The sequence below is a fragment of the Rhodococcus sp. YH3-3 genome (genome assembly GCF_001653035.1).
Classification (GTDB): domain Bacteria; phylum Actinomycetota; class Actinomycetes; order Mycobacteriales; family Mycobacteriaceae; genus Rhodococcus_F; species Rhodococcus_F qingshengii.
In genome coordinates this window covers 2231306-2246193 of sequence record NZ_BCWH01000001.1, presented here as the reverse complement: position 1 = coordinate 2246193, position 14888 = coordinate 2231306, and the positions used below count along the sequence as shown (strand labels likewise).

Here is a 14888-nt window from a genome sequence, read left to right as displayed (position 1 = left end):
CGCCGGCCCCGCCGCTACCGATTCAGGGAGTTGCCACCGGTACCCGAACAAGCGTGGAATCCAATTGCGCCGCCCACTGTTTGACCACCTCGGTGCGTCGGCGCGAGTCGTCTGTCAAGACATCAGCCAGCCCCAGCCCGCGGGCCAGGTCCAGGGTCGCCTGTACCAAGCGGTGCGTCACCGGGTCGGAGTCGTCGACACCCAGACTCTCGACGGCCATGCGGTGCGCGATGCGCCCGAATCGTTCCTCGAGGGGCAGTACGCGGGCACGCAGGTCGGGGTCGGAGGCAGCGGCCGTCCACACCTGCAGTGCTGCTTTGAACAGAGTCCCGGTGTAGTACTCCACCAACCGCGAAATGATCGCCTCGGTTCGTCCGGCACCCACCGGAAGGTCGGTCGATTCCTTTCGTGCCTGATCCATCCGGGCGTCGAACATCACCTCGAGCGCCGCGGTGATGAGGTCCTCGCGGGTCGGGAAGTGATGCTGCATCGCGCCTCTGGACACCCCGGCACGCTGCGCGACGACGCTCATCGTCGTTGCGCTCCACCCGAGTTCGGCGAGACACTCCACAGTCACTTCGAGCAGGTGGGAGCGCGTGACTCGACTTCGGTCCTGCTTGGGCTCTCGAGTCATCGCGCCGCCATCCCTTCTACTTCTGTGTCCCAGCTGCGCAGTTTCTACTGCGCCCAGGCTGCTGGACGCTTCTGCAAGAAAGACATCATGCCCTCACGAGCCTCGTCAGAGGAAAACAGCCGAGCCGACTGCGCGATCATCTCCTCGCCGTCCCGGTCGAATCCGGCCAGGACCGAACGCGTCGTGATCCACTTCGATTCGGCAAGTCCCTGCGGTGAACATTGGCGCAGGGTGCCGAGCAGTTCGGTGATCGACTCCCCCGTGTCCTGCGACGCGGCGGTGACGAGTCCGATGGATTCGGCCTCGTGCTGGCCGAACTTCTCTCCGGTGAGCAGATAGCGGCTCGCAGATCGCTGGTCGAGCCTCGGCAGGACCGTGAGCGAAATGATGGACGCTGCCAAACCCAACCGTGATTCCGTCACCGCGAAGGTGCTCGCCGGTCCGGCGACGACGATGTCGCACGCCCCGACAAGACCCATGCCTCCGGCCCGGACGTGACCGTCGATCCGCCCGATCACCGGCTTGGGAAGCTCGAGAATGCTGCGCAAGAGTGTCAGCATCCCCCGTCCTCGCTCCTTGACGGCGTCCTCCGGTGATGCGGACGAACCGGAGGCCTCACTCAGATCGGCTCCCGCACAGAATGTTCCACCGGTGTGGGTGAGTACCACCGCTCGAACTGCCGGATCGGCGGCAGCCGCCGTCAACCCAGCCTGCAACTCCGTGACCAACCGCGTCGAAATCGCGTTGCGGTTGTGGGGTGAGTCGAGAGTGATCGTGGCAGCACCGCCCGATACTTCGTACCGTACGTATGGCTTGTCCTGATCCGTCATGAGTCGCCTCTTCCTAGTAGGACCGTGGCAGACCGAGGGAATGCTGTGAGACGAAGTTGAGGATCATCTCGCGGCTCACCGGCGCGACACGGGCGATACGAGCCGCACCGAGCATGGCGGCCAGTCCGTATTCCTTCGTCAGTCCTGCGCCGCCATGCGTCTGGATCGCCTGATCGAGCGCCTTGATGCTGGCTTCGGCGGCGGCGTACTTTGCCATGTTCGCGGCTTCGGCAGCACCGAAATCGTCACCGCTGTCGTAGAGCACCGCGGCCTTCTGCATCATCAGCTTGGCGAGCTCGAGTTCGATCTTCACCTGCGCGAGTGGATGCGAAATACCTTGGTGCGCACCGATCGGCGTCTTCCACACCGTGCGCTCGTTGGCGAACTTCACTGCGGCGTTCAGGGCGTAACGGCCCATGCCGATGGCCATCGACGCACCCAGGATGCGCTCGGGGTTGAGGCCGGCGAACAACTGCATCAAGGCGGCATCGGCTTCGCCGACCAGAGCGTCGGCCGGCAGACGGACGTCGTCGAGGAAGAGGATGAACTGGTGGTCCGGTTCGATGATGTCCATCTCCATCTGCGTCTTCACGAATCCGGGAGAATCCGTGGGGACGATGAACAGAGCGGGCTTGAGCTTGCCCGTCTTGGAGTCCTCGGTCCGCGCAACGACGAGGACCGCGTCAGCCTGATCGACACCCGAGATGTAGATCTTGTTGCCGCTCAGGATCCAGTCGTCGCCATCCCTGCGTGCCGTCGTGGTGATCTGATGAGAGTTGGAACCAGCGTCGGCCTCGGTGATTCCGAACGCCATGATCTTGGAGCCGTCGGCGAGGCTGGGTAGCCACTGCTGCTTCTGCTCCGCCGTGCCGTACTTGCCGATGATGGTGCCGCAGATGGCCGGGGATACGACAACCAGGAGCAGACCGGCACCCTGCGCCGCCAATTCCTCCTGCACCAGCGCGAGTTCGTAGATGCCTGCACCGCCGCCGCCGTATTCCTCCGGCAGGTTGACGCCCAGGAATCCGAGTTTGCCGGCCTCGTTCCACAATTCGGTGAGCGGCTCCCCCTTTCGCGCCTTGGGCAGCACGTAGTCGACGTAGTTGAAGCGCTCACCCAGTTTGGAAACGGATGCCCGCAGTTCCTTCTGCTCTTCGGTTTCGATGAAACTCATCATGCTTCCTCTTCTGTAGCGGGTTCTTCCACACGTGCGAGTACCGATCCGACCTCGACCTGCTGGCCGACGGCGACCGGAAGTTCCACCAGGACACCGGCAGTCGGCGCGGTGACGGTGTGTTCCATCTTCATGGCCTCCAGCCACAGAATCGGCTGGCCGGCGGTGACGGTGTCACCGAGTGCGGCACCGAGGCGGATGACCGATCCCGGCATCGGAGCGAGCAACGAACCGGCGGCGACTTCTGCCGACGGATCCACGAAGCGCGGTGCTGCCGTCAACGCGACGGGTCCGAGCGAGGAGTCGACAAAAATCTCACTCCCGTAGGCCGCAACGTCGAACGAGCGCTGTACTCCGCTCTGCTCGAGCACTACCCGGGTCGCAGTTGCCGATACCAGGCGCACGTCGTCGAAGCCTTCTGCACTCAGCACGCCGCTTCGGCTCAGGGAGTAGCGGACGTCGTAGTCGCCCGACGCAGTGGAATAGCTCTTGCTCTGCGGCTGCGACGGGAGGTTGCGCCACCCGCTGGGCAAGCGGCCGATGACGCGGGCCGACGCCCGGTTGTGCGCGGCATCGGCAAGTGCCGCCGCCAGCGCCGAGAGTCTTTCGGCGTCGGTATCGGCCAAGGGCGTAGACAGCTTCTCGAGGTCGTGAGTCTCGAAGAAGGCAGTGTCGGTGTCTCCGGCAATGAAGGCGGGGTGGGCCAGGACGTTGACGAGCAGGTCGCGGTTGGTGCGCAGCCCGTGAATCCTGGTGCGCGCCAGCGTCGATGCGAGCAGCCGGGCAGCTGCGGTCCGCGTCGGCGCGTACGAGATGACCTTGGCCAACATCGGGTCGTAGTGGACGCCGACAACACTGCCGTCGACGACGCCGGAGTCGAGGCGAACGCCCTGCTCACGCAGAACACTGAATTCTTGCGGGTCACCGGGCAACTCGATGTGGTGGACGGTTCCGCTCTGCGGCTGCCAGTTCTTGGCGGGGTCCTCGGCGTACAGGCGCACTTCGATCGAATGCCCACGGATCTCCGGCTGATCGTCCGGAAGTGCTTCACCTGAAGCGACCTGCAATTGCAGTTCCACCAGATCGAGTCCAGTGGTGCACTCGGTGACCGGATGCTCCACCTGCAAACGCGTGTTCATTTCCAGGAAGAAGAAGTCGCCTTTTTCGTCAGCCAGGAATTCAACGGTTCCTGCCCCCTCGTAACCGATGGCGTTGGCTGCGAGCCGCGAGGCGTCGAACAGCTTGTCGCGCATGGCGGGGATGCGTTGCACGAGCGGCGACGGGGCCTCTTCGACCACCTTCTGATGCCGACGCTGGATCGAGCACTCGCGCTCCCCCACCGCCCACACCGCACCGTGGCGGTCGGCCATGACCTGAACCTCGATGTGCCGACCGGTCTCGAGGTAACGCTCACAGAAGACTGTCGGGTCGCCGAAAGCGGACTGCGCCTCACGCCGCGCCGCTTCCAGTTCGCCGTCCAGCGCCGACAATTCACGAACGACACGCATTCCGCGTCCGCCGCCGCCCGCCGACGCCTTGATCAGCACCGGCAGATGAGCCTCGGTCACCGCGGCGGGATCGAGTTCGGAGAGCACCGGCACTCCGGCGGCGTCCATGATCTTCTTGGACTCGACCTTCGACCCCATGAGCTCGATGGATTCGACGGGCGGGCCGATCCACGTCAGTCCCGCGTCGATGACGCTGCGCGCGAACTCCGCGTTCTCGGAGAGGAATCCGTATCCGGGGTGAATCGCGTCGGCGCCCGAAGCCTTGGCGGCGGCGATGACGAGCTCACCCCGCAAGTAGGTCTCGGCAGGCGTGTTACCCGGCAGGCGAACCGAAGCATCGGCTTCGGCGACGTGCGGGCTGTCGGCATCTGCGTCGGAAAATACCGCGACCGTGCCGATTCCGTTCTTGCGGCAGGTTGCAAAGACACGGCGGGCGATTTCGCCACGATTGGCGACCAGTACTGAAGTGATTGTCACGGCGTGCCTCACATACGGAAGACGCCGAAGTTCTCGGTGCCTTCGATCGGGGCGGTGGCGATGGCCGACAGGCACATTCCCACCACGGTGCGGGTGTCTCGGGGGTCGATGACGCCGTCGTCGTACAGACGACCCGACAGGAACATCGGGAGTGACTCGGCCTCGATCTGGTTCTCGATCATCGCGCGCATGCCGGCGTCGGCCTGCTCGTCGAAGACCTGGCCGCGCGCCTCGGCAGCAGCGCGTCCCACGATGGAGATGACGCCGGCGAGCTGCGCACCGCCCATGACGGCGGACTTGGAACTGGGCCACGCAAAGAGGAACCGTGGATCGAACGCGCGTCCGCACATACCGTAGTGACCGGCGCCGTAGGACGCTCCGAGCAGGATCGAGATGTGCGGAACCTTGGAGTTGGCAACCGCATTGATCATCATCGATCCGTGCTTGATCATGCCGCCCTCCTCGTATTCCTTACCCACCATGTACCCGGTGGTGTTGTGCAGGAACAGCAACGGCGTGTTGGAACGATTGGCGAGCTGGATGAACTGCGTGGCCTTCTGTGATTCCTCACTGAAGAGCACTCCACGTGCGTTCGCCAGGATGCCGATCGGGTAGCCGTTGAGCTCGGCCCACCCGGTCACGAGGGAGGAACCGTAGAGCGGCTTGAACTCGTCGAAGTCGGAACCGTCGACGATACGGGCGATGACCTCACGCGGATCGAACGGGATCTTCAGGTCGGCCGGAACGACGCCGAGCAACTCTTCCGGATCCTCGAGCGGTTCGATGATCTCCGCGCGCGGCGCCGGCCCCTTCTTGGTCCAGTTGAGCCGCTTGACGATCGAGCGCCCGATGCGGATCGCGTCCTGCTCGTCGGCGGCGAAGTAGTCGGCCAACCCGGACTTGCGAGCGTGCATTTCGGCGCCGCCGAGTGCCTCGTCGTCGGATTCCTCACCGGTGGCCATCTTGACCAGCGGCGGGCCTGCGAGGAACACCTTGGAGCGTTCCTTGATCATCACGACGTGGTCGGACATGCCCGGGATGTACGCACCGCCGGCCGTCGAGTTACCGAAGACCAGTGCAATGGTGGGGATTCCGACTGCGGACAGCTGAGTGAGGTCACGGAACATACGCCCGCCCGGGATGAACACCTCTTTCTGCGTCGGCAAGTCTGCGCCGCCGGACTCTACGAGGGAGATCACCGGGAGGCGGTTCTGCATGGCGATGTCGTTGGCCCGGAAACCCTTACGCAGCGTCCACGGATTGCTGGTGCCGCCGCGCACGGTGGGATCGTTGGCGACGATCAGGCATTCGACACCTTCGACGACGCCGATACCGACCACGGTGCTGGCTCCGACCGGGAAGTCACTCCCCCACGCAGCGAGGGGACACAGTTCGAGGAACGGTGAATCCTGATCGAGCAGGAGTTCGATCCGCTCGCGTGCCAGGAGCTTTCCCCGCTTGTGGTGCCGCTCGGTGTACTTCTCGCCGCCACCCGCCAACGCCTTGGCGTGCTCGACCTCGATCTCGGCGAGCTTGGTGTTCATGGTCGAAGTTGCGGTCTTGTACACCTCGGAATTGGTGTCCAGTGTTGACCGGATGACACTCATGACTGATACCCCAATCGCTTGGCCGCGAGGCCGGTGAGGATTTCGGTGGTTCCGCCACCGATTCCCAGAATTCGCATGTCCCGGTACTGCCTCTCCACTTCGCTTTCCTGCATGTATCCGAGGCCGCCGAACAGCTGAACAGCTTGGTTCGCAACCCATTCGCCCGTCTCGACTGCCGTGTTCTTCGCAAAGCACACCTCGGCGATCAGATCGCCGTCACCGGCCATGTACCGCTCGATCACCGAGTGCGTGTACACCTTGGCGACGTCGATCTTGCGGGCCATCTCGGTGACGGTGTTCTGGACGGCCTGCCGACTGATCAGGGGGCGACCGAAAGTCTCACGGGCGCGGCACCATTCGAGCGTCAGCTCCAGGCAACGTTCTGCACTGGCATACGCCTGCGCGGCGAGCGCTACCCGCTCGGAGACAAATGCCTGGGCGATCTGCGCGAAGCCGCTGTTCTCTGCACCGACCAGATTCTCCACCGGAACCCGGGCGTCGACAAAGGAGAGTTCCGCGGTATCGGATGCGCGCCAGCCCATCTTCTCGAGTTTGCGCGAGACGGTGAATCCCGGTGTGCCCTTCTCGATCACGAGCAGTGAGACACCACCCGCGCCGGGACCACCGGTGCGCACCGCTGTAACGACGAAGTCCGCTCGAACGCCGGAGGTGATGAACGTCTTGGCGCCGTTCACGACGTAATGATCGCCGTCGCGCTTGGCTGTAGTTGTCAGGTGCCCGACGTCGCTGCCTCCGCCGGGCTCGGTGATGGCGAGCGAGCCGATCTTGTCGCCGCGCAGGGTCGGCTTGACCCACTTCTCGATCTGCGCCTCGTCGCCGGCCGCGATCAGGTGCGGCACCGCGATGCCGCAGGTGAAGAGCGATGCGAACAGCCCGCCCGACGCACCTGCCTGATGCATCTCCTCACAGATCACGATGGAGTCGACGGCGTCGCCGCCCTCACCACCGGCCGATTCGGGTGCGCTGGCCCCGAGGAGTCCGAGAGCGCCTGCCTTGCGGTGCAATTCGCGCGGAATCTCGCCGTCTCGCTCCCACTGCGTCAGATGCGGCAGAATCTCCTGGTTCACGAATCCGCGTACGGTCTCGCGAAGCGCAAGCCTTTCCGGTGTGGTCCACACGGTCACCGTGAATCCTCTTTCTCGTCAGTTACGGGGAGTAGCGAAATCGGGATGTCGATGTGGCGCGAACGCAGCCATTCACCAATTCCCTTGGCCTGCGGATCGAACCGCGCCTGCGAGGCGACACCCTGACCGAGAATTCCCTCGATCACGAAGTTGACGGCACGAAGGTGCGGAAGCTGGTAGCGAGTGACGTTCAGGTCTGCTGCTTCCGGTAGCAGTTCCTTGAGCATCTCGACGGTCAGTGTGTGCGCCAACCACTTCCACTGATCGTCCGTGCGAACCCAGACGCCGACGTTGGCATTTCCGCCCTTGTCGCCGCTACGGGCACCGGCGATCGTGCCGAGTGGTACTGAAAGCGACGTCTGTGGCGGCAACGGCTCCGGACGCTCCGGTTCGCCGACGGGTTCGAGGTCCTGCGTCAACGTGGACGGAGCGATGTCCACGCGCGTGCCGTCCGGCAGTACGGCCACGTGCGGCACCGATCCCGCATCGACGTAGCCGGGGGTGAACACTCCGTACGGTTGGCCGTTGCTCGGCGGAGCCGTCAGCGAGAAGCCGGGGTAGCTGGCAAGTGCCATTTCCACCGCAACCGCGGAGAAAGGGCGACCGATCACCTTGGGGTCGGAATCGCGAACCACGCAGCGCAGCAACGCACTCGCGGTTTCCTCGGTGTCGGAATCCGGATGATCCGTGCGAGCGAGAGTCCAGACCAGTTCGGCGGGCTTCTTCGTCAGCCAGGATTCGAGCTGAGTCTTCGCCAGATCGGCCTTGGCCTCGATGTCGAGACCCGTGAGGATGAAGGTGGCCTCGTTACGGAACCCGGCCAGCGTGTTCAGGGAGACCTTGTACTGCGGCGGCGGAGCCTCGCCCGTGACGCCGCTGATCAACACCCGGTCCGGGCCTTCCTGGGTGAGCACTGCGTTGTCGATGCGGGTCGTCACGTCCGGGCCTGCATAGCGTCCACCGGTGATCTCGTACAGCAGCTGCGCCGTCACCGTGCCGACGCTCACCTCGCCGTCCGTTCCGGCGTGCTTGGTGATGACCGAGGTTCCGTCCGCGTTGATCTCGGCGATCGGGAAGCCAGGCCGGCCCAGATTGGGAATCTCTGTGAAGAACGCGTAGTTGCCGCCGGTGGCCTGGGTTCCGCACTCGATGACGTGGCCCGCCGCGACAGCACCGGCAAGCTGATCGAAATCATCTCGCTTCCAACCGAAATGGTGAGCGGCCGGACCGACGATCACCGACGCATCGGTGACCCGTCCGGTGACCACGACATCGGCGTCGGCCGACAATGCTTCGACGATGCCCCAGGCGCCGAGGTACGCGTTGGCCGTCAGTGGGGAGCCGAGTCCGAGTTCGTCTGCCCGAGAGATCAAATCGTCGCCCTCGACGTGGGCGATCTTTGCGTTCAACCCCAGCTTGGTGTTGACCTCGCGCAACGCGTCGGCCAGTCCGGCGGGATTGAGACCGCCTGCATTCGCGACGATCTTCACCCCCTTGTCGAGCGCAAGGCCGAGCGTGTCCTCCACCTGCCGCAGGAACGTCTTCGCGTAGCCGAGCGACGGGTCCTTCATCCGATCCCGCCCGAGGATCAACATCGTCAGTTCGGCCAGGTAGTCGCCGGTCAGGTAGTCGAGTTCGCCGCCCTCGAGCATCTCGCGCATCGCCGAGACGCGGTCGCCGTAGAACCCGGAGCAGTTACCGATCCGTACCGAACTCATTTGCCCACCTTCGATGCTCGTCCCTCACCGCTGGATCCGACGGCGGCTCGTCCCTCACCGCTGGGTCCGGCAAAGGCCTGCGCGACCCCGAGCCACTCGTCCGCGTCGGCACCCACGGCGACCAGATCGAGATCGGCGCGATTGGCGCGCTGGGTGACCAGCAAGCAGAAGTCCAACGCCGGCCCGGTAACCTTCTGCGGCGCATCTTCCGGCCCCCAGGTCCAGAGCGACCCGTCCGGCGCGGTCAACTCAACCCGGAAATCGTCGGCGGGCGGCGTCTTCTCGTTGACCGAGTACGCGAAGTTTCGCGTCCGCACACCCAGGTGAGCGATGTTCTTGATGCGCGCCGTCGGAGCGCGTTCGACGCCGAGTGCGTCGGCAACGTCCTGCCCGTGCGCCCACGTCTCCATCAGTCGCGCGGTAGCCATGGAGACACCGCCCATGGGCGGGCCGTACCAGGGGAACTTGGTTCCGGCCGGGGCGGCGGTGAGCGCCTCGACGAGAGCGGTGCGCCCCGCTCGCCAATCGGCGAGCAACTCCGCCGGCTGGCGGGCCGCCTGTTCGGCAGCACCGTCGTCGACAAACCCTGCCGGGTTCACGAACGCCGCCTTCAACTGCTCCGCGAACCCGTCCGGGTCGGTGATCGCCAGGATCGCTGCACTGTCCGTCCAGTGCAGGTGCCCGATCTGATGTGCGATGGTCCACCCTTCCGCAGGCGTCATTGTCGCCCACTTCTCCTCGGGCAGATCCGCAACCAGGGCGTCGAGGCTCTCGCCTTCGGCCCGCAAGTCATCGATGAACGTCTGAAGTTCGGCCATGCGACCAGCATCACACCCACATCCATAAAAATCAAGCACGAATGATTGTTATTGCGAAATCCTGTGGTGAGAGACTGAGTTCAACTGCCATCGACAACCAGGAGCACCCATGAGCGACGCCGTACTGATCTCGCGAACCGGCGATGTGGTCACGTGGACCCTCAATCGCCCGGACACCCGCAATGCGATCTCCGAGATCGACATGATCGAGGCCCTCGAAGACGCAGTCACCGCGGTCAACCGAGATCAGAGTGTGCGCACGGTCATTCTGACGGGGGCCGGATCGGCCTTCTCCTCCGGCGGCAACGTCAAGCACATGCGAGACAAGGAGGGCATGTTCGGTGGCGCACCCGGCGAGATCCGCCAGGGCTACCGGCACGGCATCCAACGCATCCCGCTCGCGCTGTACACGTGTGAGGTGCCGACCATCGCGGCGGTCAACGGCCCGGCCATCGGAGCGGGCTGCGACCTCTCACTCATGTGCGACCTCCGCATCGCCTCGACCGCCGCAGTCTTCGCCGAGAGTTTCGTCAAGGTAGGACTCATCCCCGGCGACGGCGGAGCGTGGCTGCTCCCGCGCGCGATCGGCAACGCCCGCGCGGCCGAGATGGCGTTCACCGGTGAACCGATCGATGCTGCGAGAGCACTCGACTGGGGTCTGGTCTCGCAGGTGACCGAGCCCGAGGAATTGCTTTCCGCTGCGCACGCTTTGGCGGCTCGAGTAGCCGCCAATCCCCCGCAGGTACTCCGCATGACCAAAAAGCTCCTCCGCGAGGGCCAGCACCAGAGCCTCGAGAGCTTGCTCGAACTCTCCGCCGCCATGCAGTCGATCGCCCACCACACCCGAGATCACCACGAAGCCGTCGCCGCAATGCTCGAGCGTCGAAGTCCCGAGTTCACCGGAGAATGAAGGCCGGCAGTCAGCTACTGCCGGTCGGAGCAGTCCTCACGTCGATACTGTCGCTCCAGTTCGGCGCGGCATTCGCGACGACATTGTTCTCGCAGATCGGACCGGCCGGAGCCACGACGCTGCGGCTGACGATCGCCGCGATCATCCTCGGCGTCATCGTCCGCCCGCGATGGAGCAGATGGTCGAACCGGCAGCGCAAAGGCATCTTCGCACTGGGCATCGCCCTCGCCGTGATGAACGGCGCCTTCTACCTCGCCCTCGACACGGTGCCCATCGGAACGGCCGTCACCATCGAGTTCCTCGGACCGCTCACCCTGGCCGCAATTCTGTCTCGTCGGTGGGCCGACGGAGCATGGGTGCTGCTCGCCTTCGGCGGAGTGTTGCTGCTCGGGTTAAGCGATCACGGCGAATCCGGTTTGGACCCGATCGGGGTGATGTTCGCGTTGATCGCCGCTACTGCGTGGGCCGGATACATCGTGGCCGGTTCCCACCTGGCCGCGACGCTCCCGAGCGCCGACGGGTTGGCAGGCGCAAGCATCGTCGCGGCCGTATTGACGCTGCCCTTCGGCGTCGTCTCGGGAGGAAGTGAACTACTGGATCCGACGATGCTCGCCGCAGGCGCAGCCGTCGCCGTCCTCTCGTCCGTCATCCCGTACAGCTTGGAAATGTGGGCGCTGCGCTCTCTCGCCAAGAAAGTCTTTGCCGTCCTCATCGCCCTCGAACCCGCAGCGGCCGCACTGGCCGGAGTCCTCGTGATCGGGCAAACGCTCGACGCATTCACACTCGTGGCCATCGCACTGGTGGTGACCGCGGGTGTCGGCACTGTCGTCATGAATCGAAAACCCACAGCGAAGTAGTCCAGGTACCGTCAGAGCACGTCATTCCAACGCACAGGAGAACCATGACCAACCCGATCATCGCCACCGTTCTCGGTAACACCCCGCAGATCGACGAAAGTGCGTTCATCGCACCCAACGCCACCGTTGTCGGCGCGGTGACCATCGCTGCGGGAGCCAGCATCTGGTACGGCGCGGTTATCCGCGGCGACGCAGAATCGATCTCCATCGGCGCTGACACGAACATTCAGGACAACTGCACCGTGCACGCCGACCCGACGTTCCCCGCAGTGCTGGGCGAACGAATCTCGGTCGGCCACAACGCAGTGCTGCACGGGTGCACCGTCGAAGACGACGTTCTCGTCGGCATGGGTGCCGTGGTGCTCAACGGCGCACACATCGGCTCGGGGTCACTGATTGCAGCCGGCGCCGTCGTGTCTCAGGGGATGCAAATCCCACCTGGATCACTGGTCGCCGGCGTGCCCGCCAAGGTCAAACGTGAACTCTCCGAAGGCGAAAAGGCCGGTATCACCGCCAACGGCGCCGGCTACATCATGCTCGCGAAGGCTCACCAGGACATCGAACAAGCCTGATCGAAACGACGCTCGCGGCCGGTAGCAGCAAGAGCAACGACTAGCCTCGGGGCCGCAACGTGCTGTTCGGCAACTCGGGTGCCGGGAGCGCCGGACCGTCGTATCCCGGCACGACGCCGAAACGCCGGTCCGGGACGCTGCCGTCGAATCCGGAGGCAAGCTCGGCCTGCCACTTGCGTCGATACTCGACGATCTCTTCGTGTGTACGGCCCATGAAGTTCCACCACATGATGACCTGCTCGCCCAACGGTTTCCCGCCGAGAAGTAGCAGTCGAGCCGGTTCGGATCCCGGATTGCGCAAAGTCAGTTTTCCGAAACCCGGTGCTTGATAACCCAACTCGGCCCAGCCGACAGTGGTACCACGCAGAACAACCGATCCTTGATCGACGATCACGCCGTGCTCATGTGAACGATCGACATCGAGGGCGATCTCGGCCCCAGGATCGAGAATCACCTCGGCACCGAGTAATTCGGTGAAGGTAGACACCGGAGACGTTTCACCGGCGAGCGAACCGAGGAACACACTGAGCGTGACACCATCGGTGGTCACCGGCTCCGGTCGATAGTGAACGAACGCGGGTGCGGTATCGCGCGCCGCATCCGGCAGGGCCACCCACAACTGCATCCCGTGCAGAACCTTCGTATTCGGCGTCGACACCTCGGAGTGCGCGATCCCACTCCCGGCCGTCATCAGATTCAGTTCACCCGGCCGCACCATCGCATGGGAACCGATGCTGTCACGGTGCTCGATCTCTCCGGTGAACAGCCAACTCACCGTCTGCAAACCGGTATGCGGATGCGGCGGCACATGCATGCCCGGTCCTGAGCCGACGTCATCCGGACCGTAATGATCTGCAAAACACCATCCCCCGATCAGCGAACGCTCGCGTTGCGGGAGGGTGCGTCGCACTCGCATGGCCCGCGGGCCACCGAGCGGTACGTCGCGCGGGGTGAGGATCTGAATCTCGCTCTCCGCCGGATGGCCTTCGCATTCCTGCTCGACGGGCTGCGCTTCGAGGTTGCTCATATCGTCCATCCTGCCTCCAGTCATGACTGCGCGAGACGCAGACGCGTGCACAATTCGGCCAACAGTCGAAGTTCATCCGCGTCCAGGGCCGGTCCGACGTGGCGGCGGATGCTGGCGGCATGACGGCGACCCACTGATTTCTGCAGCGCTGCACCCGTTTCGGTGAGTTGCACGATCGTCCCGCGGCGATCCTGTGGATCAACACTTCTCGTTACCAGACCTTCGCCCTCCAACCGTTCCACCAGGCGACTGAGCGAAGGCTGGCTCAGCAATATCTCCCGATTCAGGTCATGCAGGCGAAGGGAACTACTCGGCGCAAGACTCAGCGTGAACAGCACGTCGTACTCGCGCATCGACACCTGATCCCAGACGTCATCGGCAGAGAGCCGCCGCAGCACCGACACCTGGGCGCGAAACAAGGCTTCCCAGGCGTCGGTGGCGAGTTCGGTGGTGCTGACCGGAACCTCAGGCGGTTGCTCGTCAGGCAGTGACACTGCTTGCCTCACGAGCCGCCTTCATCGACGCGTGAGTGGGCGGGTTGTCCGGCACATGTGCTGGCCGCCTGGCCGCGAACTCACGGCGCAGAACCGGAACAACTTCCTCACCGAGCAGATCGAGCTGCTCGAGCACCGTCTTGAGCGGCAGCCCGGCGTGATCCATCAGGAACAGCTGGCGCTGGTAGTCGCCGAAGAAATCGGCAAACGCCAACGTCTTCTCGATGACCTGTTCAGGGGAACCGACGGTCAGCGGCGTCTGCTCGGTGAACTCTTCGAGTGAGGGCCCGTGGCCGTACACCGGAGCATTGTCGAAATACGGACGGAATTCCTTGACCGCGTCCTGACTGTTCTTGCGCATGAAGACCTGACCACCGAGACCGACGATCGCCTGATCCGCGGACCCGTGGCCGTAATGCTCGTAACGCCGGCGGTAAAGATTGATCAGCTCGATGTAGTGCTCTTTCGGCCAGAAGATGTTGTTCGCGAAGAATCCGTCGCCGTGATACGCCGCGATCTCCGCGATCTCGGGGCTGCGGATCGAGCCGTGCCACACGAACGGCGCGACGCCGTCCAGCGGGCGCGGGGTGGACGTGAAGCCCTGGAGTGGAGTGCGGTACTCCCCTTGCCAGTTCACGACCTCCTCGTCCCAGAGCCGGCGAAGAAGTTGATAGTTCTCGAGAGCCAACGGGATACCGGCGCGAATGTCCTTGCCGAACCACGGGTACACAGGCGCGGTGTTTCCGCGACCCATCATCAGATCGACGCGCCCCTCGGCGAGGTGTTGAAGCATCGCGTAATCCTCGGCGATCTTCACCGGGTCATTGGTGGTGATCAGCGTCGTGGACGTGGAGAGCGTGATCTTCTCGGTCTGGGCCGCGATGTATCCGAGCATCGTGGTCGGAGATGACGGCACGAACGGCTTGTTGTGATGCTCGCCGGTCGCGAAGACGTCGAGACCGACTTCCTCGGCGTGCTTGGCGATGGTCGTCATGGCCTTGATGCGCTCGTGCTCTGTCGGGGTCTTACCCGTCGTGGGATCAGTGGTGACGTCACCGACCGTGAAGATTCCGAACTGCATGGTTGCTCCTCCGCGAACTAGATCCATGCGTTTGCA

Annotated in this window: 14 protein-coding genes; 3 read left to right on the top strand and 11 right to left on the bottom strand. The window is 64.2% G+C overall.

All coding sequences use genetic code 11. The features are described from left to right. Positions 1-22: 22 nt before the first annotated feature. The 8 genes from YH3_RS10595 to YH3_RS10560 are packed head-to-tail and all read right to left on the bottom strand — an operon-like array spanning position 23 to position 9911. The gene (locus YH3_RS10595) at positions 23-634 is read right to left on the bottom strand and encodes a TetR/AcrR family transcriptional regulator (RefSeq protein WP_003942008.1); all 612 of its coding nucleotides are present in this window, start codon (positions 632-634) and stop codon (positions 23-25) included. A gap of 44 nt (positions 635-678) precedes the next feature. Next, on the bottom strand, positions 679-1464 hold the full coding sequence (locus YH3_RS10590; RefSeq protein ID WP_047268915.1) for an enoyl-CoA hydratase family protein: 786 nt from the start codon (positions 1462-1464) through the stop codon (positions 679-681). 13 nt (positions 1465-1477) lie between these two features. Then, complete coding sequence (locus YH3_RS10585; protein WP_003942033.1) at positions 1478-2638, bottom strand: acyl-CoA dehydrogenase family protein; 1161 nt, start codon at positions 2636-2638, stop codon at positions 1478-1480. Continuing rightward, positions 2638-4623, bottom strand: coding sequence for a biotin carboxylase N-terminal domain-containing protein (locus tag YH3_RS10580; protein WP_050656406.1), 1986 nt, complete (start codon positions 4621-4623; stop codon positions 2638-2640). The genes YH3_RS10585 and YH3_RS10580 overlap by 1 nt, the downstream gene beginning before the upstream one ends. Before the next feature lie 8 nt (positions 4624-4631). Further along, entirely contained in the window at positions 4632-6230 is a 1599-nt protein-coding gene (locus tag YH3_RS10575; RefSeq protein ID WP_064443326.1) for an acyl-CoA carboxylase subunit beta, read from the bottom strand. Next, positions 6227-7375 carry an acyl-CoA dehydrogenase family protein gene (locus tag YH3_RS10570; protein ID WP_007728404.1) on the bottom strand — a complete coding sequence of 383 codons (1149 nt, stop codon included), beginning with the start codon at positions 7373-7375 and terminating at the stop codon, positions 6227-6229. The genes YH3_RS10575 and YH3_RS10570 overlap by 4 nt, the downstream gene beginning before the upstream one ends. Further along, complete coding sequence (locus YH3_RS10565; protein ID WP_047268913.1) at positions 7372-9093, bottom strand: acyclic terpene utilization AtuA family protein; 1722 nt, start codon at positions 9091-9093, stop codon at positions 7372-7374. Before YH3_RS10565 ends, YH3_RS10570 begins: the two co-directional genes overlap by 4 nt. Further along, positions 9090-9911, bottom strand: coding sequence for a TIGR03084 family metal-binding protein (locus YH3_RS10560; protein ID WP_064443325.1), 822 nt, complete (start codon positions 9909-9911; stop codon positions 9090-9092). Before YH3_RS10560 ends, YH3_RS10565 begins: the two co-directional genes overlap by 4 nt. Positions 9912-10020: 109 nt before the next feature. On the opposite strand from YH3_RS10560, the gene YH3_RS10555 reads away from it, so the two are divergent. From YH3_RS10555 to YH3_RS10545, 3 genes are read left to right on the top strand one after another with little or no spacing between them, the layout of a single operon-like run. Continuing rightward, positions 10021-10821 (top strand): crotonase/enoyl-CoA hydratase family protein, encoded by an 801-nt coding sequence (locus YH3_RS10555; RefSeq protein ID WP_003942035.1) that lies wholly within the window; start codon positions 10021-10023, stop codon positions 10819-10821. Beyond that, positions 10818-11678 (top strand): DMT family transporter, encoded by an 861-nt coding sequence (locus YH3_RS10550; protein ID WP_058227497.1) that lies wholly within the window; start codon positions 10818-10820, stop codon positions 11676-11678. Before YH3_RS10555 ends, YH3_RS10550 begins: the two co-directional genes overlap by 4 nt. A 44-nt stretch (positions 11679-11722) precedes the next feature. Further along, complete coding sequence (locus tag YH3_RS10545; protein WP_003941993.1) at positions 11723-12250, top strand: gamma carbonic anhydrase family protein; 528 nt, start codon at positions 11723-11725, stop codon at positions 12248-12250. Positions 12251-12290: 40 nt separating this feature from the next. Here YH3_RS10545 and YH3_RS10540 read toward each other — a convergent pair whose 3' ends face one another. Genes YH3_RS10540 through YH3_RS10530 form a run of 3 tightly spaced genes read right to left on the bottom strand, consistent with a single transcriptional unit; the run spans position 12291 to position 14852 of the window. After that, positions 12291-13277 carry a pirin family protein gene (locus YH3_RS10540; protein ID WP_039972959.1) on the bottom strand — a complete coding sequence of 329 codons (987 nt, stop codon included), beginning with the start codon at positions 13275-13277 and terminating at the stop codon, positions 12291-12293. 20 nt (positions 13278-13297) lie between these two features. Beyond that, positions 13298-13771: a MarR family winged helix-turn-helix transcriptional regulator gene (locus tag YH3_RS10535; protein WP_042453108.1), complete on the bottom strand. Its 474-nt coding sequence runs from the start codon at positions 13769-13771 to the stop codon at positions 13298-13300. After that, positions 13758-14852 (bottom strand): LLM class flavin-dependent oxidoreductase, encoded by a 1095-nt coding sequence (locus tag YH3_RS10530; protein ID WP_054187847.1) that lies wholly within the window; start codon positions 14850-14852, stop codon positions 13758-13760. Before YH3_RS10530 ends, YH3_RS10535 begins: the two co-directional genes overlap by 14 nt. Positions 14853-14888: the final 36 nt, after the last annotated feature.